Annotated in this window: 22 protein-coding genes; 15 read left to right on the forward strand and 7 right to left on the reverse strand. The window is 46.7% G+C overall.

Annotated elements, in window-relative coordinates:
* Positions 1-11: 11 nt before the first annotated feature.
* The gene (locus RGU72_RS08885) at positions 12-1,457 is read left to right on the forward strand and encodes a DUF1501 domain-containing protein (protein WP_322119385.1); all 1,446 of its coding nucleotides are present in this window, start codon (positions 12-14) and stop codon (positions 1,455-1,457) included.
* A 263-nt stretch (positions 1,458-1,720) separates the two neighbouring features.
* On the opposite strand, the gene dcd is transcribed toward RGU72_RS08885, so the two are convergent.
* Positions 1,721-2,287, reverse strand: a complete 567-nt coding sequence (dcd, locus tag RGU72_RS08890; RefSeq protein ID WP_322119386.1) for a dCTP deaminase — start codon at positions 2,285-2,287, stop codon at positions 1,721-1,723.
* A gap of 334 nt (positions 2,288-2,621) precedes the next feature.
* Here dcd and RGU72_RS08895 point away from each other — a divergent pair, with 334 nt between their 5' ends.
* Positions 2,622-4,649 carry a C13 family peptidase gene (locus RGU72_RS08895; RefSeq protein WP_322119387.1) on the forward strand — a complete coding sequence of 676 codons (2,028 nt, stop codon included), beginning with the start codon at positions 2,622-2,624 and terminating at the stop codon, positions 4,647-4,649.
* Positions 4,650-4,752: 103 nt separating this feature from the next.
* Positions 4,753-5,406 carry a DUF4166 domain-containing protein gene (locus tag RGU72_RS08900; protein WP_322119388.1) on the forward strand — a complete coding sequence of 218 codons (654 nt, stop codon included), beginning with the start codon at positions 4,753-4,755 and terminating at the stop codon, positions 5,404-5,406.
* 39 nt (positions 5,407-5,445) lie between these two features.
* Here the strand turns inward: RGU72_RS08900 and RGU72_RS08905 are convergent, their stop codons facing one another.
* From RGU72_RS08905 to RGU72_RS08920, 4 genes are all read right to left on the reverse strand, one after another.
* Positions 5,446-6,036 (reverse strand): DUF2569 domain-containing protein, encoded by a 591-nt coding sequence (locus RGU72_RS08905; protein ID WP_322119389.1) that lies wholly within the window; start codon positions 6,034-6,036, stop codon positions 5,446-5,448.
* A gap of 148 nt (positions 6,037-6,184) precedes the next feature.
* The gene (locus RGU72_RS08910; RefSeq protein ID WP_322119390.1) at positions 6,185-7,213 is read right to left on the reverse strand and encodes an XdhC family protein; all 1,029 of its coding nucleotides are present in this window, start codon (positions 7,211-7,213) and stop codon (positions 6,185-6,187) included.
* 175 nt (positions 7,214-7,388) lie between these two features.
* A complete protein-coding gene (locus RGU72_RS08915; RefSeq protein ID WP_322119391.1) occupies positions 7,389-9,527 on the reverse strand; it encodes a xanthine dehydrogenase family protein molybdopterin-binding subunit in 2,139 nt (712 codons plus the stop codon).
* Positions 9,528-9,537: 10 nt separating this feature from the next.
* A complete protein-coding gene (locus RGU72_RS08920; protein WP_322119392.1) occupies positions 9,538-10,005 on the reverse strand; it encodes a (2Fe-2S)-binding protein in 468 nt (155 codons plus the stop codon).
* Between the two features lie 550 nt (positions 10,006-10,555).
* Here RGU72_RS08920 and RGU72_RS08925 point away from each other — a divergent pair.
* Complete coding sequence (locus RGU72_RS08925; RefSeq protein WP_322119393.1) at positions 10,556-12,637, forward strand: sigma-54-dependent Fis family transcriptional regulator; 2,082 nt, start codon at positions 10,556-10,558, stop codon at positions 12,635-12,637.
* Between the two features lie 39 nt (positions 12,638-12,676).
* On the opposite strand, the gene RGU72_RS08935 is transcribed toward RGU72_RS08925, so the two are convergent.
* Entirely contained in the window at positions 12,677-13,540 is an 864-nt protein-coding gene (locus RGU72_RS08935) for a DUF1653 domain-containing protein (RefSeq protein ID WP_416200115.1), read from the reverse strand.
* 304 nt (positions 13,541-13,844) lie between these two features.
* Between RGU72_RS08935 and RGU72_RS08940 the strand changes: the two genes are divergently transcribed.
* The 11 genes from RGU72_RS08940 (at position 13,845) to RGU72_RS08990 (ending at position 24,253) form a co-directional block, all read left to right on the forward strand.
* On the forward strand, positions 13,845-15,122 hold the full coding sequence (locus tag RGU72_RS08940; protein WP_322119394.1) for an MFS transporter: 1,278 nt from the start codon (positions 13,845-13,847) through the stop codon (positions 15,120-15,122).
* Between the two features lie 235 nt (positions 15,123-15,357).
* On the forward strand, positions 15,358-17,613 hold the full coding sequence (locus RGU72_RS08945) for an OPT family oligopeptide transporter (protein ID WP_322119395.1): 2,256 nt from the start codon (positions 15,358-15,360) through the stop codon (positions 17,611-17,613).
* A gap of 136 nt (positions 17,614-17,749) precedes the next feature.
* Positions 17,750-18,031, forward strand: a complete 282-nt coding sequence (locus tag RGU72_RS08950) for a hypothetical protein (RefSeq protein WP_322119396.1) — start codon at positions 17,750-17,752, stop codon at positions 18,029-18,031.
* A 107-nt stretch (positions 18,032-18,138) separates the two neighbouring features.
* On the forward strand, positions 18,139-18,867 hold the full coding sequence (pcp, locus tag RGU72_RS08955; protein ID WP_322121600.1) for a pyroglutamyl-peptidase I: 729 nt from the start codon (positions 18,139-18,141) through the stop codon (positions 18,865-18,867).
* 280 nt (positions 18,868-19,147) lie between these two features.
* Entirely contained in the window at positions 19,148-19,426 is a 279-nt protein-coding gene (locus tag RGU72_RS08960; protein ID WP_322119397.1) for a DnaJ domain-containing protein, read from the forward strand.
* Positions 19,423-20,004, forward strand: a complete 582-nt coding sequence (locus RGU72_RS08965) for a hypothetical protein (protein ID WP_322119398.1) — start codon at positions 19,423-19,425, stop codon at positions 20,002-20,004. The genes RGU72_RS08960 and RGU72_RS08965 overlap by 4 nt, the downstream gene beginning before the upstream one ends.
* A 5-nt stretch (positions 20,005-20,009) precedes the next feature.
* Complete coding sequence (locus RGU72_RS08970) at positions 20,010-20,777, forward strand: hypothetical protein (protein ID WP_322119399.1); 768 nt, start codon at positions 20,010-20,012, stop codon at positions 20,775-20,777.
* Between the two features lie 134 nt (positions 20,778-20,911).
* Entirely contained in the window at positions 20,912-22,123 is a 1,212-nt protein-coding gene (locus tag RGU72_RS08975; protein WP_322119400.1) for a hypothetical protein, read from the forward strand.
* Between the two features lie 396 nt (positions 22,124-22,519).
* Positions 22,520-22,885, forward strand: coding sequence for a VOC family protein (locus tag RGU72_RS08980; protein WP_322119401.1), 366 nt, complete (start codon positions 22,520-22,522; stop codon positions 22,883-22,885).
* A gap of 73 nt (positions 22,886-22,958) precedes the next feature.
* Positions 22,959-23,342, forward strand: a complete 384-nt coding sequence (locus RGU72_RS08985; protein WP_322119402.1) for a VOC family protein — start codon at positions 22,959-22,961, stop codon at positions 23,340-23,342.
* Between the two features lie 116 nt (positions 23,343-23,458).
* Positions 23,459-24,253, forward strand: a complete 795-nt coding sequence (locus tag RGU72_RS08990; RefSeq protein WP_322119403.1) for a hypothetical protein — start codon at positions 23,459-23,461, stop codon at positions 24,251-24,253.
* A gap of 210 nt (positions 24,254-24,463) precedes the next feature.
* Here RGU72_RS08990 and RGU72_RS08995 read toward each other — a convergent pair whose 3' ends face one another.
* On the reverse strand, positions 24,464-24,865 hold the full coding sequence (locus RGU72_RS08995; protein ID WP_322119404.1) for a FlxA-like family protein: 402 nt from the start codon (positions 24,863-24,865) through the stop codon (positions 24,464-24,466).
* Positions 24,866-24,942 lie beyond the last annotated feature (77 nt).

Consider the following 24,942-nt stretch of genomic DNA (forward strand, 5'->3'; position numbering starts at 1 on the left):
CGGAGCCCAACATGAGCCATAAAATGAATGCTTCTCGTCGTGAATTTTTGCGTATGTCATCGATGTTATCGGTCGTCGGCGCAACCACTGCCCCTTTCGCGATCAACCTCGCTACCATGGCATCTGCCGCAGCGCAATCTGCACCCACAGATTACAAGGCCTTGATCTGCCTGTTTATGAATGGCGGTAACGACCACGGCAACACGGTGCTGGCGACAGACAGCACCTCGTGGACCCAATATCTTTCAGTAAGAACGACCACGGACACTGGCTCCATCGCATTGCCGGCAGTTGGTACGCCAGGCGGCGTAATACCAATCACGCCGACGACGACGCAAGCCGGGCGTAGCTTTGCGCTGCACCCTAATTTGGTTGAACTAAAAGGCTTGTTTGACAGCGGCCGGGCGGCAATCATCAGCAATGTTGCGCCGCTGATCGTACCAACGACCTTAGCGCAATATAGAGCGGCCAGCGTGCCATTGCCTCCCAAACTGTTCTCGCACAATGATCAGCAATCCCTATGGCAAGCCTACGCGCCAGAAGGTGCGGCGTATGGTTGGGGCGGGCGCATGGGTGACTTGATGGTGGCGAATAATAGCAACCCGATTTTTACCTCCATCTCGGCCTCTGGCAATGCCGTTTTTTTAGCGGGTAAAACAGTCAATCAATATCAAATCAGCTCCTCAGGTGCGGTACCGATCGGTGGCCTTAGTGGTGCCCTGTTTGGATCAACGGCAGGTGCCAATCCGCTGAAAGCAATTATCACTGCCGACAATCCGCACTTGTTTCAAAAGGAACACGCAGCAGTCACCAATCGCTCCATCAATGCGCAAAGCATACTTAGCCCGGCAATGGCAGTTGCGGGTCCAACTGGTGTGCCCAATCCAACCCAATATACCAATCCTAATACCGGTGTATTGGCGACTAATTCATTAGCCGTGCAATTGCAAACTGTGGCTCGCATCATCGCCGGTCGCAATGCTTTGGGTGCAAAACGGCAAGTGTTCTTTGTCAGTATGGGCGGCTTCGATACGCATGATTTTCAGCGCGCTAATCAAGCTGATCTGATGGCAAGGCTTTCGCACGCTATTGCTTATTTCGATGGCGTCATGGGCAATCTGCAAGGCAGCGACATGCGTAGCGCAGCCACGCTATTTACCGCATCCGATTTTGGTCGTACCTTTACCAGCAATGGCGACGGCACCGACCACGGCTGGGGTTCTCACCACTTTATCGTCGGTGGCGCAGTCAAAGGAAAAAATATTTATGGAACCTTTCCCGTCACTGGACTAAAACATACGCAAGACGTAGGCTCAGGTAGTTTGTTGCCGCAGTTCTCGGTTGATCAGTACGGTGCAACACTAGCTAGCTGGTTTGGCCTTAGCGCTACGCAAATCAGCGACGTCTTCCCGAACATCAAAAATTTTACTAACCAGAACTTAGGCTTTATGAGCTAAGGACGATACACCTAGGCATCAATCGTTTCAAGAATATATTGCTAGGCAGGTAAGTAAGGTATCAACATAATGCGCTCAAACGTAAATTGGCCAACAGCTTAGCGGGCGGCAGCCTGAACCGACAAAGTCGGCTCGAATTTGGAGTAAGTTGAGGACTGAACGGCGAACCAAAACAGAGGCATATTAGGCACGACATTAGCGCGCCGGTTCTGGCGCACTAATGTGTTTGATGAAGTGTGTTTTGAATGCGACTACCGCAGAAATTATGCCCTCGGCAAAGTAACGCCCTGCTGACCTTGGTATTTTCCGCCACGATCTTTGTACGATGTTTCGCAAATTTCATCGCTCTCAAAAAACAAGACCTGAGCACAACCCTCACCCGCATAAATCTTGGCTGGCAATGGCGTCGTATTAGAGAATTCCAAAGTCACATAACCTTCCCACTCTGGCTCAAATGGCGTCACATTCACGATGATGCCGCAACGTGCATAGGTTGACTTACCAAGGCAGATCGTCAACACACTACGCGGAATGCGAAAGTATTCCATCGTTCTGGCAAGTGCGAATGAATTTGGCGGAATGATGCAGACATCGCCTTTAAAGTCGACAAACGACTTCTCATCAAAATTCTTAGGATCGACGATTGTGCTGTTGATATTAGTAAAAATCTTAAACTCGTCGGCGCAACGAATATCATAACCATAAGAAGAAGTACCGTAACTAACAATCTTTTCCTCACCACGCAAACGCACCTGCCCTGGCTCAAACGGCTCAATCATGGCGTGCTCTTGCGCCATACGGCGTATCCATTTATCGGCTTTAATACTCATGTGTTTTCTACCCAGGTTGGTTTGATTTTGGATAGGATTTTACGCGAAATCGGGTTCAAATTTCATCTTGTTACCGGATGTTTTTATTTTAAGATCGATTCAAGACGATATCGACAGGCTAATTGTCCGCACTAATCCCGGAAAAAAAAGCCGAACATCCGCCAGATACAAAAATTACCTATTTCCATTTTAGAGTTCATTAATATTTCGTCTATTAGCATGCCAAATGATAAAGTTAACATTAGCAAGAAATAAGCAATTCTAAACGCCGCACTTACCTATTATTTTGCAAAGGCTAAGAGCAAAAAACTTGATCTAAGGATGTTTTTATCTAATGAACAATATTCCGACCGCAGATAACAGTTCTCGCGATAACGCATTTATATCCAATCTCAAAATTGGCTTGCGTGCAGTATTATTTTTGCGTTTTTCAAAGGAAGAACTCTATGTGAGCTGGTCGCAAGTCGTACTTTTGACAGCCATTCACTTAACACTATTATTTTCCTTGGATTTTGTTCATATCGGTTTTACTGGCGAATTCAATTGGTTTGGCTTACCTGGAGCAATATTTACCTTACCAATGATGATCATTGTCGCTTGGGCAATGACCTTGTCTGCGAATCAATCTGACAAGACATTATCGCTTTTAGTCGTGTTTTGCTTACTCACAATTCCATACGAGATGAGTTTTCAATTATTAAATTGGATACTTAGTCGGCAGTTTGTTAAAGGCCTGATTGGCCAATGGGCCAGTAGCGCTACAGATATGTGGTTCGCATTGGCATGCGGACTTGCCGCAATAAGATTGCTTGAAATTAAAGGAATACGAAGGATTATCTTATTGCTGCCGGTCTTACTTATATGTGGTACTTCTTCACAAGTCATGCAATACAAAACACTTTGGAGAAAACCGTATGACCCAGAAATATCGAGAAATTTTTACGAACAACGCCATATTTTAGAAAGTGAGAACGTATTTTATTTACAACCAAATTTGCTTGAGCAGGAACTGGCAGCGGTTATGCCCAGTAACCAAAAGACTCCTGTGCTGTTTTTCGTGGGCGTGGCTGGGTATTCTGATCAAGACGTTTTCATGAAAGAAGTCCATTACGTTGAAGAGCTATTTAAAAAACGCTTTGGTACATCTGGACACTCTATAACGTTGATCAATAATTCAAAGACAGCAACTACATCGCCAATTGCCAGCACAACTAGCTTATCGCGATCACTAAAAAAAATAAGTGAGTCGATGGATAAGAATAAAGACATTCTGTTTTTATATATGACATCGCATGGATCAAAAGATCATAAATTCTCTCTAGATTTTGGGTCGATGCAGTTCAACGATCTGAATCCCGAGCGTTTGCGAGACATGCTAAATGAATCAGGTATCAAGCGAAGAGTAATCGTCATATCGGCGTGCTATTCAGGAGGATTTATTGACAAGCTAAAGGACTCTAATACTTTAATCATTACCTCGGCGGCGGCAGACAAGACCTCATTCGGCTGTAGTAACGAAGCAGATTTCACCTATTTTGGTCAGGCCTATTTTGATGAGGCGCTACAAAAAACTGATTCTTTTGTTGATGCATTTAACCTTGCAAAACCGCTCATAGCAGCACGAGAAAAGGAAGATGATTACACACCATCAGATCCAGGTATTTTTGTCGGAGAGAACATCAAAATAGCACTTGCAGAATTCAGCCATCAGTTGTCGACAAAGCGTGTCAATCAATCTGTGCTGTCTTATCAGCAAGCTAAAACCACAACTCTCAATAAAGAAATTAATCAAGATAATCCAATCAAGATTCCATCTGCATTAATAAAATCGCCGACTGAAGAAAAGGAGAACACTCGCATTCGACAAGCAAATCAACTCATCGTTTTAATGAAATATCGTAATTTAATTGAAGATAGTATCGTCCTATGTAAAGAGGGGGCAAAATCGCGTACTCCAAATAGTATTGTAAAAGAACAGCCGAATTATTTTAGGGGAATCACGCCCCAATCCAAGCTCTGGCCAGAGGTAGTAAGCGCATATGAGGATTATTTCAACGAATCCTGTGAATATACTAGCAACGATTATTTACTTACTATGAACCGCGTGTATTCTTCAAGTTTAACGACAGCAGAACTATCGAATATCATTAAATTTTATTCATCACCTGTGGGCGAAAAGTTTGTCATTGCCAATTTAACCGCCAGCACTGCGCTACAGAAAGAGTTATCCCGCCAAATGTCGGCAAAAAGTGAAGCTGCTGATACCAAGTTTAAACAAAAGATTGCTGTTCTCGGGGAAACTGAAGCTCGTCCAAAAACAAAAGATCAGATGAGACCGAAATCCTGGTGGAAATTTTGGTGAGTATATGAATTAAACTCAACATAGCTCGCTTTTAAGGATAAAAATTAGCCCCCTATAGCCGCCTAAAATACTGGCGCTTAACTTCGATAACAATATTCTCTACATGACCAATATCGCGACGACTCCATCAGAGGGCGAATTATTTAAAAAAATATTAGGTGCAGAATGGTTAGAACTTCATCCAGATATTCAGGCCCGTTTTGCAAAAAATCCAACGCCAAATCAGCCATTACACTATGTCGGTCATCTAAGCGAACTGAAATGCTCTAAGTTCGGAAAATTACTGGGTTTTCTGACCATGCCAATGATTAAAGGCGCGCTCATTCCATACAATGATGCAAATTTTCCAGTAGATATTCAAGTCTATTCAAAACCAGATTGCCCCTCCATTTTCAAGCAGCGGATTTATCGGCTACACGGACGCAAACCCATACAATTTACGTCGTATATGAAAGAAAGCGAAAAAGGCGAAGTCTTAGAATATGTCGGTATGGGGCTGGGTATGAAATTACTGCTACGCGTGCAAGAGGGTGATTTACATTTCACTAGCGATGGCTATTTTTGGGAAGTCTTTGGCTACCGCATTTCTATACCCAGCATACTAACGCCGGGAAAGACCTACCTTTGCCACCGAAATGACAATCCAAATCAGTTTAATATACGGATAGAAATTAAACACGATTTGTTTGGAACTAGCTTTACTCAAGTCGGCGTATTCCATGATCTCAATACTGATCATGGAATACCTAAATTTTAACGACTTGATTAAGTCCTGACATGTAGCCTTTTCTGGTTTTTATAAAGTACCAGTCGAACGGGATGCAGTGCTATCGGCTTGAGCTATGGCTGACTCGTCTGGCGCTGTTTTGCTATCTTGAGAAATTATCGATAAGGTTTGATGCGCAGATGTAGAGTTTGCTTGCTTGTACAACTGAGTAAAAGTGTTTCTGACCCGATCTGATTTCAGGAAATACATACTCCATAACAAACCAGCAATCGTGTCCTTTGCTAAGGCCATCCAATCTTTGCTCATCGTTACCGCGGCCGCTTGATGTATTTTTGCTGATAACAGCATGTCAAGCAGCCGGATAATAATCATTGATAGCGAGAACGCAATGAAGACTGCAGGCGCACTCCGACGTTGCTTAAAGAACAGCACAACCAGCAAGGTTGAAAAAGTAAATCCACCGATATTAACGATCAGTTCAAATAGTAGTAACGGAATGCGGTAAGGATGGTAAAGGGTATTGCCAACGGTTGAAAAAGAGATCCATTGATCCATTCCATAGATATTCAGAGACTGCACTAAATCCGATAGCATTGAAAATGGTGCGATAACAATCGAAATCGCGGGGATAATTAACCAACCGCCAAACCCCTTCAACAAGCCACCGTCTTGAAATTAAGTCACTACCCAAGTAGTAGTTTAGGAAAAAAATTGTGGCGAAATAGATAATTAGGACAGTGCTACAGTATCAATATCTGACACATCCACCTCCAACTAACATCAACAAATCATCTGTGTCTATGACATATCACGGCGTCCCAATGACGCAGACTGGCTCACTAGAGACTTGATTGGACGCATGCTTGGCATACTCAACCTGCACTTCTACCGGCAAATGAATATTGTTCTTCACCGCGGTCATTTCAGCCAAAATGGAGATCGCAATTTCTGCCGGAGTTTTGCTGCCGATGTATAGACCAATCGGGCCATGCAGTTTTGCGAGTTGCGCATCGCTGACGTCGAATTCTTTGAGTCTTTCTCGCCGCTTGCTGTTGTTGGCGCGGGAGCCGATGGCACCGACATAGAAAGCATCGGATTTTAAAGCTTCCATCAGCGCTAAATCGTCCAGCTTGGGATCATGAGTTAAGGCGACCACTGCGCTGCGGCTGTCTAATTGCATCTCCTGCACCAGATCATCTGGCATGGCGTGCACGACTTGTACGCCTTCTACTTGCCATCCTGCTCGGTATTCTTCTCTGGGGTCGCAAACGGTGACATGGTAATCCATGCCGACCGCAATGCTGGCGAGGAAGCGGGACAGTTGCCCGGCACCGATAATCAGCAAACGCCAGCGTGGGCCATGTATCGTCGTAAGTGCTGTTTCTGAAATCTGTAAGCTCATCGCCGACTTCGCAAGATCGAGTCTGACCTCACCAGTATGCAAATCTAATCTGCGCGCCACCAACTCATGTTGCGCTAATCTTTGTAGTAATTCTGTAATCCGGCTGTGCGCGGATAAAGGTTCTAATGCTAGTTGTATCGTGCCGCCACAAGGCAAGCCGAAGCGATGCGCTTCATCGGCGGTGATGCCGTAAGTGACTATCTCTGGCAAGGTTCGTTGTATGCCTTCTTGCCGGACACGCTCAATCAAATCGTCTTCGATACAACCGCCAGAAACGGAGCCGACTACTTGTCCGTCATCACAAATCGCCAACATGGCACCTTCTGGTCTGGGACTAGAACCCCAGGTTTTGATGACGGTAACCAACTCGCATTTGCGTCCGGCCTGTAGCCATAAGGCGCAGGCTTTTAGCACTTCCAGATCAATACTGTCCATGACAATCCAAAATGAGGGTGCAGTGCTTATGCGGCTTACAGGCCATTTTTGCCTTGGAAACCGCATAAGGTATGCAGGATGAAATCGCTAAATAGTGGATGAGATAGTGGATGAAATACGACTAAGTGAATTATTCTACGCTGAATCCACTTAGTCGCTCTTCATTGCGCAATTGCTATGCGGCAGCGATTTTCTCTGGTGTCAAAGGCAAGCTACGCAAGCGTTTGCCAGTAGCAGCGAATAAGGCATTCGCTACGGCCGGCCCGATCAATGCAGTTGCCGGTTCACCTATACCGCCTGGTTTTTCGGTGCTTTGTACTAAGGTCACATTGATCTTAGGCATTTCAACCATGCGTAAGACGGGATAGTTATGGAAGTTGGTTTGCTGCACGCGTCCATTTTCCAAGGTAATGTCACCATACAAGGCGGCAGTCAGTCCGAAGGCAATGCTGGACTGGATTTGTGCCTCGACCGTATCGGGATTGACCATGTGCCCGAGATCAGCCACTACCGTAACTTTATGCACTTTGATTTCATGCGCTTTATTGACGGATATCTCGGCAATTTGCGCCATATAAGTATCGTAGCCCTCCATCAACGCAATACCCAGCTTATGGCCGGCTGGCAAGGGCTTGCCCCAGCCTGCTTTAGTTGCTGCCTGTTTTAAGATGTTGGCGAAACGCGGTTGCTTGTCCAGCAGCGACATACGGAAAGCATAAGGGTCTTTACCTGCAGCTTTCGCCATTTCATCGACAAAACTCTCATTCGGAAATGCATTCAGTGCATGGCTGACTGAGCGCCAGTAACCGACACGCAAACCCGCATCATGGATGTACAAGTCTTGCGTCATGTTTGGAATGTCATACGGCACGACTGAGGCTTCTGCCATAAACGGATCGAGCGTATCTTTTGGCAAGCCAAATGCACGCTGGGTCACGGACTGTGAGGTCAATTCAAACGTCAGTGCAACCGGTTTACCTTTCGCATCCAGCCCTGCTGCCATCCGGTTGAGCGCCATAGGACGATAGAAATCATGCGTCGTATCATCCTCACGCGTCCATAACAGTTTGACAGGCTTGCCAACCGCTTTAGAAATCTGCGCCGCCTGCACGATGAAGTCTAATTCCAGGCGACGACCAAAACCACCGCCAAGGAAGGTCGTTTTAAGCGTGATGTCTTCTGGCTTGATCGCCAATGCGGCAGCGACGGCACCTTGCGCGCCTTGCTGGAACTGAGTAGGTCCGATCAACAAACATTTACCGTCTTTGAAGTCGGCCGTAAAGTTCATCGGCTCCAAGGTTGCATGCGCTAACAAAGGCGAGCTGTATTCTGCCTTCAGTGTTTTGGCTGCGCCCTTCATGGCGACATCAACATCACCACCGGTTTTTTTAATGCTAATTTTTTTACCGGTCGCGGCAGCGGCGCGGATACCCGCCATCATGTTGGCATTGTTCAATTTTGCAACACTACCTTCATCCCACTGAACAACTAAAGTCTCACGTGCTTTTTTCGCACGCCAGTAGCTGTTCGCTACCACGGCGACGCCATCGGGTATCTGCACCACATCAATCACGCCGGGCATGCTACGCGCTTTGGTCGCGTCATAGCTCTTGACCGTGCCACCAATCACCGGGCACTGCTCTAAGGATGCGTACACCATATCAGGCAAGACAACATCAATCCCATATTGGATTTTGCCGTTCACTTTATTCGGTGTATCTAAGCGTTTAGTCGCTTTGCCGATGATCTTAAAATCTTTAGGATCACGCAACACGACATCTTTAGGAACCGGTAATTTGGATGCCGCTTCAGCCAGTTCGCCATAGCTGGCTTGCTTACCGTCAGGACCTTTGACCATACCATTGCTGGTGCTTAACTTGGCGGCATCAACGCCCCATTTATTCGCTGCGGCAGATACCAGCATCATACGGACCTGGGCACCGCCTATGCGCAATTTTTCCCATGCGTCACGTACTGAGGTAGAGCCGCCGGTGATTTGTGCACCGAGCAAACTATTGGTGTAAGCAGCGTTGGGAGGAGCAATTTCTACCTTGATATTTTTCAGCTCAACATCCAGCTCTTCTGCAATCAACATCGGCATCGAGGTGTACACGCCCTGCCCCATTTCAGAACGGGCGGAGATCAAGGTAATCGTATTGTCGTCAGCGATGTGTACCCATGCATTCGGGGTATATAAAGTACCCGCTGCCTGAGCGTCACTTACACCGACGATACTTGGTAAGCTGATGCCAAGCATCAAGCCACCACCAGCTAAAGCGGAAGTTTTAAGGAAACTGCGTCTAGTAGTTGTCATGGCGCGCCCCTTAAGCTGTTTTACGCATTTCGGCAGCGGCAGACTTAATCGCAGCACGAATACGGTTATAGGTTCCACAGCGGCAGATGTTACCGCTCATGGCGTTGTCGATATCGGTATCGCTGGGGTTTTTATTCGAGGCCAGCAAAGCAGCGGCGCTCATCAGTTGGCCCGATTGGCAGTAGCCACATTGCGGCACGTCGTGCGCGATCCAGGCTTTTTGTAATACGTGGGAATTGTCCGCAGAGAGTGATTCGATGGTAGCAATTTTTTTACCTTTGACCGACGATACCGGCGTCTGGCAAGAGCGGACGGGCACGCCATCCAGATGCACAGTGCAAGCGCCGCAAAGCGCCATGCCACAGCCAAATTTCGTCCCGGTCAAACCAAGTTCATCACGGATTACCCACAACAACGGGGTATCCACTTCCGAACTGGACGATACTGCTTTGCCATTTATATTGAAACCGATAGCCATCTTTATCTCCTGATTTTATTGTGACAATTTGGAACACCGAGGTACACACTACGTGCTGCTGGGGCATGTTACGCAAAAGTTATGCCATTCCAGTAATGTTTTGGTGGTGCTCTAAAAATACGGGCGACTCTGCACCAGTGAATGACAGCACCATTTTGCTAGTAAATCACTCAGTAATTACGCGTAAAAATGAAGATACTCCCCCTATTTTTTATAAAAAACGGCCTATAGACCATATAATACTTGGACAATTAAATATACTTACCCTCAGTATAAATAAATATTAAATATTTTAAAAGTTTGCCAAAGTGTACTGATGTAGGGACCAGCAAGCGGATGCGAAAATAAATCAGTAGTGTTACATTAGGAATCTTGTAAAAACCCTTAATCGAGATGCAGCGCTAGGCAGAGTTGCCACCTCGACGTAGCAATACGTCGGTATTGCGAGGCTTTACAACAACGCGATGCGCTCGATTAAGGGGTTTTTAGAAGTTTCCATTACAACGATTAAAAAAAGCATACAGACCCATCCTCTATACGGAGTCCAGAAATGCGCCAGATCATGGAGCGAGGCAACGACGGTGCGCAAGCGACACCGCTATCACCCAGCCAATCCGACAGATTTATCTCTGCCGGAACCCATCCCGAATTATTAGCCGCGTCGCACTTGCGCTCCGCCGCTTATGGTGTAGAGCGTAAAGCCGCACCTGACTTCAGCAGTTTAAGCAATAAAGAACTGGCGCTGCTGATGGAACAAAATCATGCTTTGCACACCTATGCGCTACCAGTGATGGAAACGCTCTACGAGCAGATTATTGATACCCACAGCATGGTCTTGCTGACAGATGCTAACGGCCACATCTTGCATGCGTTTGGCGACCAAGATTTTTTACAAAAAGCAGATCAGGTAGCGATACGCCCGGGAGTGATGTGGGCAGAGCATAGCAAAGGTACCAACGCAATCGGCACCGCATTGGTTGAGGCCGCGCCTACTTTAATCCACGGCAGCGATCATTATCTGCAAGCCAATCATTTTCTGACATGTTCTGCCGCGCCGATTTTTGACTATCAGGGCAAAGTGTTAGGAGTACTTGACGTCACTGGCGACTACCGCAGCTTTCACAAACATACGATGGCCTTAGTCCGTATGTCGGCCCAGATGATAGAGAACCAGTTGTTCTCCGCCACATTTGAAGACGCTATCACCCTGCACTTCCATGCACGACCTGAGTTTATCGGCACCTTAATGGAAGGCATCGCCTGCTTTACACCAGACGGACGTTTCTTATCGGCAAATCGTAGTGCTTTATTCCAGCTTGGATTGCCATTAGCGTCCTTGACTGCACATAGCTTTAGCTCGCTGTTTGGGGTCGCCTTGTCATCGCTGCTTGATCATTACCGCAACGCGACGGCACAATTTTTATCGCTCTCATTACCGGGCGGAGTGCGGGTATCAGCACGCGCGGAACTTAAGCTGAAAAATAGCTTCTCACAATACGCGCAAGGACAAGAACAAGAACGACAAGACTACCAAAAGGCTTCAGAAAACCATCATCCAGCAGCGAATTACAGTTCACAAAATAGCCCCTCAAATAGCTCAAAACTAAAAGCCCTAAACACGGGCGATCCGCTGATCGCTAATTTAATCAATAAAATCAGCAAAGTCGCCGAGCACGATATCAGCTTGCTGATCACGGGCGAAACAGGTACGGGCAAAGAGCTGTTGGCTCAGGCAATACATCAAGATTCATCCCGACGACAAGCTGCATTCATCGCAGTTAATTGCGCCTCGATTCCAGAGACCTTAATTGAATCAGAATTATTTGGTTACGAAGATGGCGCATTCACCGGCGCACGAAAAAAAGGTAACATCGGCAAGATCCAGCAAGCGCATGGCGGCACTTTATTTTTAGATGAAATCGGTGATATGCCCCTAAGTATGCAAGCTCGATTACTCCGGGTATTGCAAGAGCGCAGCGTGATGCCGCTGGGTGGAAATAAATCTATTCATGTCGATGTAAAACTGATCTGTGCAACCCACCGTAATCTGCGCGAGCTGATTGCCAAAGGTGAATTCCGCGAGGATTTGTACTACCGGCTGAATGGTCTGGTTTTAAAACTGCCCGCTTTGCGCGAACGTTCTGATATGACGGTGCTAGCTCAAAGAATGCTGGCCGAAGAAAATCGGTCGCGCCATAAAAACGGCAAACCCCACCAAATTTCTAGCGATGTCATGCAGTTATTTAAGCACCACCGCTGGCCCGGCAATTTACGCCAACTCAACAACCTCTTACGCACGGCGATGTTGATGGCTGGCGAAAACAATGAAATTTGTCGTGAACATTTACCAGAGGATTTTTTAGAGGAAATCACGACGCTGACCGAGTACCAACCGACACTAGATCAGTCCGTCACCCATGTAAGCCATGTCACACCTGACATCAATCAAGCAGTCTTTAACGATTTATCCTCTGCTAACGCCATCCAATCAGTGCAGCCCATCAGTAAGAGTAAGTTACAGGATTTAGAAATTCAGGCCATACAAACTGCATTGCAAATTCATGGCGGTAATGTCTCTGCTGCTGCCCGTGCTTTGGGCGTGTCGCGCAATACGATTTACCGAAAGCGCTAAAGCAGGGGATAGTCTGATTTGTGCTTCGCTAGGATCTGACTAATCTTCAATCAAAGCGAAGCGCGGCGTCTTAATACCATCCACTTCTATGGTTTCAAAAAACACGTCTTTAGCACGAGTCCAAATGCTACCATTATGCGAACGGTACACAATCACTGGTGTCAAATCCGACTCTTGCGTTGCCTCATACAATAATTCGTACACGCCACCTTTGTAATGGCGGTAGCGCTGTACTGGTTTGTCTTGTATTTTATCCGGCACAAGCATGCTGGATTTTGGCTCTGGTGCTGCGGTCTGTTTTTTTAAGAAGGCACCGACTTTAGCCGCACTGAGTTTATTGATTTCTTGTAGCAAGCGGGGATCAACGCTGCGCATGTCGTACTGTTTACCCAAATGGGCAGCAATGCGCAACAGCAAAGCCGAGGCGACTTCGGCATCGGCCTCTGCCCTGTGCGCCGCACCAGCAAAGCGGATACCCAAAGATGATGCCAGACGACCGAGTGAATAACTATCCAATCCAGGGAAAACCCGGCGCGCTAATTTGACCGAACACACGACCCCATCGTAACTAGGCCATAGACCTAAACGATCACTTTCTGCCTGCAAAAATTTCTCATCAAAACTAGCGTTATGGGCGGCTAAAGTATCGTTACCAATAAACTCGACCAGCTCAGGAATCACCTCCGATGCTGGTGGTGCTTTGTTGACCATTGCTTGGGTAATGCCAGTCAGTTCAGTAATAAAAGAGGAGATGCGGACATTACAATTGATCAGCGATACATAACGATCCACCACCTGATCGCCAACGATCCGCAGCGCCGCAACTTCGGTCACGCGACCGCCTTGTTCCGGGCTCATGCCTGAGGTTTCAAAGTCAATCATGACGATAGGTTTTTCAAACATGTTTGTGTTCTCTAATCTTTGTAATCTGTGTAATATAAGTGAACCGAGCGTGAACTAAGTGTTAACTTAAGCGTGAACATCTTAGTGAACGAATACACTCACTAAGGCAGCTATTGTAAACGCTAGCAGAGGCGAAATACCAGTCAGCACATATCCGCTCTACAGCTTGGAATTAACTAATAACAATCTGAAATTGTCGAAAATATTTTTAAGCGTCATCCCTCTTTTTTGTCCGGCTTTTTTTAACCGAGAATGTCTATTGGAACAGCGACAATAGAAATTCTCGGTTTAATACTATAAAAATATGAAAAAGCGTCTGCTACAAAGATTCACCTTAGCTCCTACTGACTTACTACGCGATCTGGTGTATCGCCGTTTGTGGACGTCGATACTGATCAGCTCGCTTGGTGCACAAGTGACGATGCTGGCGCTGCCTTTGACGGCTGCGATTTTATTGCATGCCACGCCGACTCAAATGGGTATTTTGACTTTTATGGAAACCTTGCCATTTGTGTTTTTATCGCTGCCATCAGGGGTGTGGCTAGACAGAGTGCGCAAATTACCCGTGTACGTCGTCGGTGAAATCTTGGTAGCGATTGCGGTCGCCAGTGTCCCGCTGGTCTGGTGGTTAGGTTCCATCAATATGATGTGGTTGTATGTAGTCGGCTTTATTATTGGCGCAGTCAATACAACATCAGGTACCGCCGCACAAATCGTTTTGACCCAGATTGTCCCCAGAGAGCGGCTGGTAGAAGCATTTGCAAAAAATGCGCTGGCAAACTCCGGTGCAGAGATCGCGGGGCCAGCCGCTGCCGGTAGCTTGATTAATCTGATGGGGGCACCACTGGCACTGATGACGGATGCCTTATTACTGCTCAGCTCCGCCACCATTTTACGTGGGATTAAAGTCAATGAAGTCAGACCTAGTATTGAGGGCGCGCATTTTTGGAATGACCTTAAAGCAGGTATTCAGTTTGTCTGGAATAAACCTCTATTAGTCTCACTCGCAGCGACCGTCGGTGGCTGGCAACTTTGCTACAACGCGGCACTGGTCGTACAAATTTTATTTGCTACCCGCACTTTAGGCTTATCGGAACAAGCTGTTGGTCTCAGTTATATGGGCATGGGGATCGGTACTGTTATCGCCAGTATTTATGGTCATCGTATTAGCCGTAGCATAGGCCCCGGCCCTTGCATGGTGCTCGGTATCAGTATCTGTGGGTTTGGCTGGTCTTTGCTGGCAATAGCACCAATTGATCACTGGGGCGTGATTGCTTTCACGATCATGCTGGTGTGCTTCTCTATTGGTGGCGTGCTGATTTTTATTAATTTTTTGGCGTTGCGGCAAGCAGTTACTCCAGAACCGCTACTCGGCAGAATGACGTCCACGATGCGCTGGCTGATTTTGCTACCTGCTGGCCCCGGTGCATTAATCGGCGGCTGGATGGGCGAGCACCTTGGCTTGCGCTACTCACTCGGCTTTGCGGGTGTCGCCGCCCTGCTGCTGGCCTTGGTGGCATGGCGCAATCCAGTCATCCGTGGCATCACAGTGTTGCCAAATTTAAACAAGCATGAAATTTGAGCGAAATTACCGGGATGTCGCCATATAATGCCCGATTAGCACTTCTGCCCCAATCGGGCTGGAATAGGTAAGTTCTAAAAATTCTCTGACAGAGACAGCGCAAGCCAAAAAACTCGCTGCACATCTATCGGATTTTTGAATTTCCCAATAAACGAGCTAGGACACACAATGTCTTCCAGTTCATGTTGCGTAATTTTTTGCGTAGTTTTTATTAGATTGACACCAAGGTAAAACAATGCCAAACGACACCTCTGCTCAACCCGCCTTTAAGCCCTACATTCCCGCATCAGCCCAACTTCCAGAAATGACCATCCGCGCCCTAATCATGGGTGTGGTACTGGGCATTATCTTTGGTGCGTCATCTTTGTATCTGGTGTTAAAAGTTGGCCTTACGGTCAGCGCTTCGATTCCAGTGTCGGTGATCGCGATTACCTTGTTCCGCGTATTCCAAAAAATGGGTGGCAAAGATTCCACTATTCTGGAAAACAATATCACCCAAACTGCTGGCTCTGCAGGTGAATCCATCGCCTTTGGTCTTGGCGTGACGATGCCAGCGATTTTGATTCTGGGCTTTGATCTGGAAATCTGGCGTGTGATGTTAGTTGGTGTATTGGGTGGTTTGCTCGGTATTTTATTGATGATACCGATGCGTCGCACCTTGATTGTCGACCAACATTTAGAACTCAAATATCCCGAAGGTACTGCTTGCGCAGAAGTATTAAAAGCCGCAGCTAATCAAAGCTCGCGTGATGCAGCAGGTGAAGGCGACAATCCCAATGCTTTTGCAGAAGCCAGCAAACGCGCCAAGATTATTTTTGCGGGTTTTGGTGTTGGCCTGATTTATAAGATCGTCAACGTCGCTTTGCGCGGTTGGAAAGATACGCCAGAAGTCGCGTTCGGTGCACCGTTAAAAGCAGGATCAATCGGCGCAGAAATTTCGCCGGAATTACTCGGCGTTGGTTATGTTATTGGCCCACGTATCGCATCAACCATGGCTGCTGGCGGCGTCATGTCCTATCTCTTGCTGATCCCGATGATCAAGTTCTTCGGTGATGCATTGACTGTGCCGGTCAGCCCGGGTACGACCCTAATTAGCGCAATGAGTCCTGGCGCTATCCGCAGTTCTTACATCTTGTATATTGGTGCTGGTGCAGTTGCCGCGGGTGGCTTAATCAGTTTGATGCGAGCCATGCCAACAATCTGGCGCAGCCTGTCCAAAGGTATTGCGGGAATGCGCAACACCACTAATGCAGTCAAATCCACTTTGCGCACTGAGCAAGATATTCCGATGAAATGGGTCGTCATTGGCTCGCTGGCGATTATTGCCATCATCACCGCGGCAACGCCTTTGCACATGAATATCCTCGGTGCGATTTTGATTTTGGTGTTTGGCTTTTTATTCGCGACGGTATCATCCCGTTTAACGGGTGAAATTGGTTCATCCTCCAACCCGATCTCCGGCATGACCGTGGCGACCTTGCTATTTACCTGCCTGATCTTTTTATTGATGGGCTGGACTGGCGGACAATATTATGTGACGGCGTTATCGGTCGGCGCGATTGTCTGTATCGCATCGAGTAACGCTGGCTCAACTTCACAAGATTTAAAAACCGGATATCTGGTCGGTGCAACACCACGCTTGCAGCAGTTTGCGATTTTGGCTGGAGCACTGACTTCTGCTTTGGTTTTGGGTCCGATCTTACTTAAACTCAATGAGAGCGCAACTACCTATGTACCCGCAGCGCAGGTCGCGCCAAATCTGGTCACCGATGTCAGCAAACTGACGGATACAGCGCAACTCACCGGCACGCAAGCTGAGGCAGATAAAGCAACTTATAAAGTCTGGCAAAAAAGCGACACTGTCGGCGGCCCAGCTGGCAAGTATCTGGTAGACAATGCTGGCAAGGTTGTCTATATGGTTGATCCAGGTATTAACGGCACTTACAAAGAATTACCGGATGGCACCAAGGTCGCCAAGTTTGATGCGCCAAAAGCGGTATTAATGTCCTACATCATCAAAGGTATTTTGGATCAAAAATTACCTTGGACTCTGGTGATCTTCGGCGTGATGATTGCCGTGATTTTAGAAATGGCTGGCATCCCTTCCCTAGCGTTTGCGGTTGGTGTGTATTTGCCTTTATCCTCCTCGGCGCCCTTATTTATCGGCGGAATGATTCGCTGGCTAGTAGATCGTCGCAATAGCAAACTAGATCGCTACAAAACAATGACGGATGAGGAGAAGCAAGCAGCGGGCGATAGCAGTTCTGGTGTCTTATTGTCCTCAGGCTACATTGCTGGCGGTGCATTGGCCGGTATCTTCATCGCTTTCAGCGCTGGTATTCTGACCAATTTTGATAAGTCCATCGGTGACTGGGCAACGGCACATAATCCTTTCTACGAGGGTATCAACTCAAACGCCTTGTCGATGATTCCTTATGTGTTAATCGTATTGCTGCTGTATTTTGTCGCCAGGGAAAAGAAAACTAGCTAACTTTTTTTAATGCGCTAGACGCTTAGGCGTAGATATCTAACTAAACAGCCTAACTAAGCAGCAATATAAAAATTAAAAAGAGCTTAAGCGCGAAAAGCGTTTAAGCTCTTTTTACTTCTACAGCCCCGGAGGCGACATGAATGAGGACAATCTCAGCAGAAATCTATTTACCGTCGCGACTTACTATATCCCGACCGACGCTTGCATAGTCCAGGGTTGTCTGGTGGCTGCGGGCATCCCCGCCGTGATCGCTGACGACAATCTGGTGCAGACCGATACGCTCCTAACCGCGGCATTGGGTGGCGTACGGATTCTGGTGCCAGAATCTTATTTGCAGCAATCACAAGAAGTCATCGCCGCCTTCAACCGCGGTGACTATCAGCTTGATGATAATGTCGATGTCGGTGAGCTTGAGTAAACGACTCTTAATATACTCGTATCTAGTATATTAAGAGTGTCCATATAATCATTGGACAATGAGGCATTTTTAAAAAATAAAATGGGGAGTATATTCAATTGAGCCAATTGAGCCGATCTCATATTGATCACAATGATGACAATAGTGCGACCGTCGTCCTGATTACCGGCTTTGACGCCTTCGATCAGCAAAGCATCAATCCCTCATGGGAGGTAGTCAAAGCACTGGCCGATTGGTGCTGCCAAGGAGCTAACATCAAGACGCAATTGCTACCCTGCGTATTCGGTAAGGCGATTACGATGTTAGAACAAGCCATTACCGCGGTCAACCCAGCGATCGTCCTCTGCGTCGGTCAGGCCGGCGGGAGAAGCGGTATCTCGATTGAGCGCGTCGCCATCAACATCGACGATGCGCGGATTGCCGACAATGCAGGCGAGCAGCCGATCGATCATCCGGTCGTCAACGGCGCCCCAGCGGCCTATTTTTCTAACTTACCGATCAAAGCCATCGTGCATCAGCTTCGCGCTGCGGGTATTCCCGCCGCTGTCTCAAATACTGCGGGGACCTTTGTTTGCAACCATCTATTTTATGGCTTGATGCATCATCTGGCGACGCGGGCGCTTGTCATCGAAGCGCAAACCACTGAGCCCAAAACGATGCGAGGTGGCTTTATCCATATCCCTTACCTGCCCGAGCAGGTGGCACAAGCTGGTACACAACCAGCAGGTGCACCCAGCATGGCGCTGGCGACGGTGGTGAGAGGATTACAGATCGCGATACAAACTAGCCTTAGCCTGGAAAAAGACATCATAGAAACTGGCGGACATCTAAACTAAATGACAACAAAATCGCTATACAATCAATCCATAAATAAACCAAGCTGCCATAGCTGAAAACAATGAGCCAGCACAAGAATGGTATGATGCGGGGCAATGTCAAAACAAATCGGAACAAATCAAACTGGTTCAAAACCAGTCAGCGCAGACGACAACAGCAAGCTATCCATCAATCTATTTGAATTTTTCGCTTAGTGCCACAAGCTTAGTAGCAAAATCGCACTCACTTGTTTCAACCGAATATTCAACAATAGCAACATCTAACCCAACACGAGATTGCATGACAGACTACTATTTTGTTCTGGGGATCACGCCAAATGCGACTTTAGCGGAGGTAAAAAAAGCCTTCCGGCTGAAGGCGGCAGAGTTTCATCCAGATCGCAACAGCTCTGCCCTTGCGCCGCAAAAATTTCATGAATGCAAAGAGGCCTATGATGTCTTATCGGACGACGCAGCGCGTGCCGCTTACGACGAAAACCGGCGCCGCAATTTGCTAGACGATCCGCTGCAAACCGCCAGCGAGATTTGGAAGAATTATTTATCAGGAGTACTGCAGTGAAATTATCCCAATATTTTCAAGATATCCAGTCTGTGTATGTGGCAGAACTGGAAGATTTAACCAGCGATTCTGAAGGCAAAGATGTTCTGCGCCATCGTCTCAAAGAGAAGCGTGATCAGGTGCCGTTTTTGTTGCCGATGATGAAGAGCAATCCAGAAATGGTCGCAGTCGCTTTCCATAATGCATTTAAATATCTGAATCCCTTAAAAGTTGAGTCACTGATTTCTAAACCGATCAGTCAATTACCGCACTGGAAAGATCTGTCCAAAGACGTACGTTTAGAGCCCTGGGCGGAATCCCTCAGCAAAACCGTGCTCGGACATGCAGACGGTGACCAATTCATGGTGATTGCTGCCGCACTGGAATATCTGAATAAGAGCAAAGACTCTCGCGCAGTCAGCCCGTCTAACGCTTCTGACGAAGAGCAAGATGAAGATGCTGAACATCAAGACGGCGGCGTCCATGATGTCCATGGCGTACGCAATGATATGGATGACGGCGACAGCGAAGATGGCTACGATTTAGAAGAAGCTGGCGCAGACTTTTTGGCCGAACAAGGTTTTGATCGCAAGGATTAATCAAGATGGATGATAAAAAAACGTACTACCCCGCGCTGATACAAGCGCAAAGCCTAATCAAAGTCGGCGACATCGTCGGTGCTGAATCTGCTTTGGCAACACTGGCAGAAACTGAGGGCGACAAAGCGCTGGTAGCTGCGCTGGATGATTTTCCTGCTAAAGATTTGCTGGCGATTATCCGCGAATATGATGCGTCGAAAGAGTCGCTGGTCAACTTGCTGGTCACACCAGAACAGTTCGCACAAGCAGTAGTGCTGGAGCGTCGTTATGGCGATCAAACCCATGAGCAATTGCGCAGCATGGTCAACTCCGTCATCTTCCGCGAAGGTGGCGATCCGGCAGAGTTCTTGTATGAAATTGCTGAAGTCGACGGCGGCTACGACGCGCTAGTAGATTATCTGTACGACAGAGCAGAAATGGTCGAGCATTTTTACCGCTATGCCACCTTTGATTTATTCCACTACGGCGACGATTCTAAAGTTCAGGCACTCGATGATGACCTGATGCATATCAGCCGCGACGACGAGCCACGCGGCTCTTCATCTGACATGGCTAATCTGGTCGATCATGACTGGATGGAAGTCACGTATTTATTACGTTATCAGTTACCAGAAATTTTCCGCGAAGTAATGATGAAATTACGTGCCCGCTACAAAGCCAGTCTGCAATTAGCCGCAGATGAATTGGCCGAGAGCGAGGAAGAAGATGAGCTCGATAAGCCGAACAATGATGACGGCGATGATAAAGATGATGGCGAAGAGTCCGCGCTGTAAAGCGACTTAAACCTCGGGTCTGTTATCCATTAATCGGGAATGCGATTTAAGGGTTAACAGTTGAAACAGTTAAAAGTTAACAGTTAACAGATCCTAGCTCTTACCTATCTCAATTAAAGAATTTGACTCGCCCTATGTCCGACAACAGCTTTCAGCTTGCCACGCTAGATAACCGTCCTTACTTTGAAAGTGCCTTACGCTTTGGCGTAAAAAACGGCCTCATCACCGCCGCTAAAATTAGCGCCATTGAGGCTGAGGCACCGAAAGGCATGGTACAGATGGCAGAGGTCTTTGGCAGCAAATATCTGCGTCCAGAAATCGATATGGCGCAAAAACGTATCGTCAATCTGGTCAGTTTATATCTGAAGCAAAGCACACAAGGTGACCTGACTTTAGCCGCCAAGATGATTAGCGATAATACGTTTCTAACGCTATCACGCGGTGGCTCCGGTTTGCTTAAAGCGCTATTCGTCATGCCCGAATATGCGTTGTTAGGTCGTGAAGAAAAAGGACGGGTAGAAGATTTTTTAGAAGTCTGGTCACGTAAAGACAATGACGTCGATTATCTCAATATCTTGGAACAGCGCAAAACCAATGCGACAGAAATCGCTGCGGCATTCTGGTTTGGAGAACAACTAGGGTTGTCGCGCGCTACCCTGCAAGAACAAGATGCGGATGCAGCGTCCGTGGTACGTACCGCCATGCTGTTACGTATGCTCGGCAAAACCGAAGAAAGCTTAGTCAACCAAGTTGAGTTCGCCAAACTGATCGATGCTGTGCGTAAAAAAGGTAAAATCAGCAAACGCACTAAAGACATATTTGAACCCATTCCTACCGAATACCAGGCCATTGCGGATCGTATTCAGCAAGAAATCAGCAACCACGATTTACCTCAAATTCTGAACGCTAGTCTGGCGCTTGATGTCGTCGTATTCGAGCTAAAAGATCGCTATTTCATCCGCGACTATGAGCTAGAAGACACCTCAGAATACGATGCGCTGGTATCTAAAGAATGGACCAAACTGACCAAAGGCAAAACAGATGTGTACGCCCTGCTCACGGTATTTTTCTGTCTGTCTGCAGGCGCTGCACCTAAGACTGTACTGACCGAAGCTAATGCAAAAACACTGGTCAAAAAAATCCGCAAGGATGGTTTTCATCCAGAGCTGGCAATCGAGTTCATCAAAACCGCCGCCCCCCATGAAAAGCAAGACAGTCTGCTAGAAGAATGGAATGATTTTGTGCAAGAAGCCGATGCGTATTTGCTGGACGATTGGGATAGTAGTTTTAGTGGAGCTTTACGGTTTTTAGATACGCATTGCGATATCGAGAAATCGAAGAAGTGAGTGAGCTAAATCTATTTAGGTATGGACTGTCGAGTTGAATACATTTTCAATATAAAATGGGTTTCGATATTGAATAAAGCAAGGAATCGAACGTGATGAAACGAAAATCCACTGATGACAAAATTGGTTTTATATTAGTTTTTTTATTCTTATTAGTTATCGGCTGGACTGTCGGAATTTCAAGTATTTTTTATCTTATTTACTTATTAATTTATGGGGCAATCGTCCTGTTCCTTTGGAATCTAGAATCACGTTTGGGGCGAACAATTGCAATCGTATTAATGCCAGCAATATTGTTCGCATCTCGACGGAAAAATCTAAATAGTTTATTGAACCTTAATCTCTAAAAAATTTTCTAAGCATTAAAAATTCATCACCGGTTTATTCAGGATATCCATGAATCCTCAACTTAACGCCATCATGATTTACGCAAGACAACCTCAAAAAACTGCTGATTTCTATCAACAGTTTTTTGGTTTTAGTTCAAAACCTGAGTCAGAGGGATTGGTAGAATTAGTTAGTGCAGACGGATCAACAATAATCTTCATACATCAGGTTGCAAAAAGTTTGAAATTGGGGCAAGCTGGTGTGAAACTCGTTTTTTCTGTAACAGATGTTGAGACCTTCAAAGCGCAAAGCTTAGAACGCGGACTTGCCTTTAGCAGCACGCATCAAGCCAATGGCTATCAGTTCGCTAATGCAAAAGATCCAGACAATAACTCGGTATCGATATCGAGTCGGGCATATCGTTCTATTGCATAGATATGCTGTGTGATTTTGACGACGTTCAACATCTGACTTCTGCATGCACATCCCAAAAAACGAGTTCTTGCCAATGCTAAACCGCATTCATCACGCTGCAATCATTTGTTCTGACTACGAAGTCTCTAAGCGCTTCTATAGTGAGTATCTGGGGCTGAAGATTATTGCCGAACATTTTCGTGTTGAACGTAACTCGTACAAACTGGATTTACAATTGCCTGATGGCTCCCAGATTGAGTTGTTCTCGTTCCCTAGTGTACCGCCTCGTCCGTCGTATCCTGAAGCACAGGGGCTGCGCCATCTGGCATTTGAAGTAAGAGATATTGATCACTGCAAGCGCCACCTGAAATCACTAGGCATCGCAGTCGAAGCAATTCGTACTGATGAATATACGGGCAAGCGTTTTGTTTTCTTTGCTGATCCAGATGGATTGCCTTTGGAGTTATATGAGGTCTAAATTCTTCACTCAGCTTACCAAGAGTCTGACTTTTCTAATGGCTTGTGGCTATAAACGCCAAGAGTGCCGATAATTATCTCAGTGCATCTTAGAAGATAAATCTAAGGATCATCAACATGAATAAATTTGGAAATCTCGTTGCGTCAACATTCATGTTTATCTTTGGACTCGCCAGTCTCTGGGTGGCAATCAAAGCATTACTCAAGGGATCAATTAGCATGGCGAGTGGAAGCAAGGATGTCTTGTTTTCGACTAATCCTATCGGATTTTTATTCGTCGTCGCATTTTGGATTACCTTCGGTTTATTTCTGATCTGGGTATCAAGCCGTAAAGAGGTCGATCCTTTTCAGCCAGATGACAGCAGCGATGCAAACGGTAAGCGAGCGGACTATCTACCCGAGCCTCTGCTGCTATATAAGTCACACGCTTGGGCGATCGGCATTATTGTTCTGATGACGCTATTCATGTTACCCCTAGGATATTTCTCTCTGGCGTTGTCCCAAAGCTTGGGTGCAGGCTTTGGCTTGCTCTTGATGTTGCCTTGGTTAGCCTGGTATTTATCAACGATCTGGCGCTGCATAAGAGACATTCGATGGCAAGGTCCGGCCTTAAAAATAGACCATGTGGGAATCAAAATCTATACAGAGAACGGGCACCTAATTCCGTGGCACGATCTTGTTGGCATCCGTTTAACCGCCTCTAGCAGCAATACTTATTTGGTCGTTCAATATAGGAATCTGGACACAGCCCGTCATCGTATCGCGCCATATAGCTTGTTCAGGTCGATCATGAGTCGCATTTTTTATCGTGGCTTTGAGGCTGGGATAAAATTAACGTCCCTCAAATTCAAACGCGCTAAAGTCATGCTGACAGCGCAAGCGTTTCTTCAATATTCGAAGCGGAGTTTTTAATCGGGAACTTCTAAAAACTCTTTAATTATGATTAGTCTAATTATTCTGGGTTCTTGAGCCATTTTCGTCTTGGAAGCCGCAGAATAACTGGAATATTAAAATTGAAAAAGTCAACAATGGCGCTATACAGGATTGTGGATTGCTTACACTCTCGCTCAGGATTAAGTGGAGTTTTATTCTGCTCAAAACAGGGCAGTTGGGCGTTGGCAGCTAGGCAAGTGTGTTGACGTTGCCGCCGATAGCGGGATTCGCAATGCTTAAGCTTGGCGGAGTGATGGTGCGATTCTCTGCTCCTAGAGCGATGGTCAAATCCTTGGTGATGCTATTATTTTCTTTAGAACGACTGGTTGTAGGGAGAGGCGTTTGCTGACTTGCATTGACGCTGTTTACCTGATCAATACGCGCCCTAACCTGACTAATTTTGCTAGACAGCGATTGAATTTGCACTTTGCCTTCTATCGTTTTGGACGACGCGCAATTTACACAATCAGATAGCTGTTGCTGATACCTGGCAAGCTGCGCCTGAAGACTGGCAAGCGCCGAAGCGGCATTGCCAGGATTAGCTGCACTGTTCCCGCCAATGATTGCAGAGGATGTTATCGCCTGTACCATGCTTCACTTTCGTCCTTGCTAATATCAATTGCACCTCGTATTTAGCTAAGTCGAACGAATAGCGGAAACCTTACATG

Origin of the sequence: Undibacterium sp. 5I1, assembly GCF_034314085.1 — a bacterium.
GTDB lineage: Bacteria > Pseudomonadota > Gammaproteobacteria > Burkholderiales > Burkholderiaceae_D > Undibacterium.